This window comes from Acutalibacter intestini (genome assembly GCF_034334985.1).
GTDB classification, from domain to species: domain Bacteria; phylum Bacillota; class Clostridia; order Oscillospirales; family Acutalibacteraceae; genus Acutalibacter; species Acutalibacter intestini.
In genome coordinates this window covers 1-1,763 of the sequence record NZ_JAWXXL010000091.1, presented here as the reverse complement: position 1 = coordinate 1,763, position 1,763 = coordinate 1, and the positions used below count along the sequence as shown (strand labels likewise).

Genomic DNA, 1,763 nt, shown 5'->3' with positions numbered 1-1,763 from the left:
TCTGCTCCGATGGACAGCGTGCGGTAGGAATTTTTCGTTTTCAACGGAGCCTCCACCACTTCCCCATCAATCCTGGCTACCTGCCGTTTCACTTGGATAACACCTATGTCCAGGTTGATATCGTCCCACTTCAGGCCCAGCAGTTCGCCACGGCGCAAGCCTGTTGCCAGCTCCAGGTAGTACATCTCGAACACGCCGCTGTTCTTGGCCTCGCGGAAGAAGGCGGCTAATTGGTCGGCGGTCAGCGTTTTCATCTCTTGGTGCTCAACTTTTGGCAGAGCGCAACCGTCTGTGGGATTGGTGGAGATGAGTTTTTGACTTTTGGCAAGTTCCATCGCTGACGATATCACTTGATTTATATTTCGTACCGTTTTGGCACTCAGGCCCTTGGGCTGCTGTTGAGATTCTGTACGCTCCACCCTACCGCTGGTCAGCAGCTTTCTGTAAAGTGCCTGCACTTCCAGGGTAGTCAGCTTGCTGAGCGGTATCTTGCCAATGCTTGGCTTGATGTGATTTTCAATATAACCCTTGTAGGTTTTGTGCGATGAAGGGCGCACTTTGATTTTGGCGTAGTTCTCATACCATACGTCCATCCACTGCCCCACCGTGTACTGACCGGCTTTGACCACGTCCAAACCTTTGCTATCCTCGATGGCCCGGGCAAGTTTTTCCTTGACTTCCGCCTGGGTTTTGCCCAGCACGTTCCTGTAAATCACCTTGCCGGACTCGGGATCGCGACCAGCCGTATAGCGCCCCTCCCAGCGACCGTCCTTGCGCTTGCGTATGTTGCCCTCGCCATTTGCTCTGCGTTTTGCCATATCTTGGCCCCCTTTCTTGACACCAACATTACCACATAATCCCCGCCAATGTCCACTGACATTTTTCTTACTTTTTCTGGTTTCGTCCAAAACCCTTTTCTTTGTTTATGCAACGCAAATTTTGAGGGCCTACATCCTCATTGAATAACTTTCATCATCTATATCCTGCCGGACGCTACGCTCCGTTTTCAGCCCATGCGCCTCCTTCTTCTGCTCGATTTTACTTCTGAGTTTACTGTCAATCTGAGTGTTCAGCCGGGCAATTTTCTTATCATAACTCTTGGAGATTATCTTACACAGCGCGCCGACCACCGACTTCATCGCTGACCCAACATCATAAGTTTGAGAGTGTTCTGCATCCATAATCCTCATAGCCAGCACAGCACTCCTAACAATCACGTTCTTAATGCTACGGAACTCAGGGTTACCTTCCAGAGGAATATCGGGCTTTTTCTTTTCATGATAGAGTGATAACTTCTCTCGGTTCACCTTATTCCACTCAGAATTGAGCCTTGCAATGTCCCTGTCCTTTCCAAGCTCCACCACAATTTTGTTGACGGTATCCTTTACATCTTTCGGCAGATAACCATACTGCTTGCGCCCCTTGCAGATCTTTAGCTGGGAAACCAGTTTCAAAAATAGCATTTCTGTTTCGGAAGTGGGCGCATATGAATCACGAATTTTAGCAAGCAGCCTTTCAATTTTCTCTCGGCTCTCCTTCTTCAGCCGGTCACGAAGGCCTGTTTCCATCGTGAACAGCTTGTACTGCTCCAGCCGAAAGATGTCGTTACCCAGCGCACTTCGCAGTTCATCGATCCCTTTTTTCGTCAGCCACCCCTGCTTTGCATCCTTGGAATAGACCAGCAGGTGCATATGCGGATGGTGCGCGGTATTGTGAAATGCTCCGTACCATTGCAGGTTACTGATGTCGATTTTCTGAGCCTC

Annotated in this window: 2 protein-coding genes; both read right to left on the bottom strand. The window is 49.6% G+C overall.

The annotated features are described in order from the left end of the window. On the bottom strand, window positions 1-818 hold an 818-nt coding region (locus U8U68_RS21725), incomplete at its 3' end, for a tyrosine-type recombinase/integrase (protein ID WP_322204527.1). 129 nt (window positions 819-947) lie between these two features. After that, window positions 948-1,763 (bottom strand): MobP3 family relaxase (mobP3, locus tag U8U68_RS21720; RefSeq protein ID WP_322204525.1); only part of this gene is annotated, 816 nt, incomplete at its 5' end.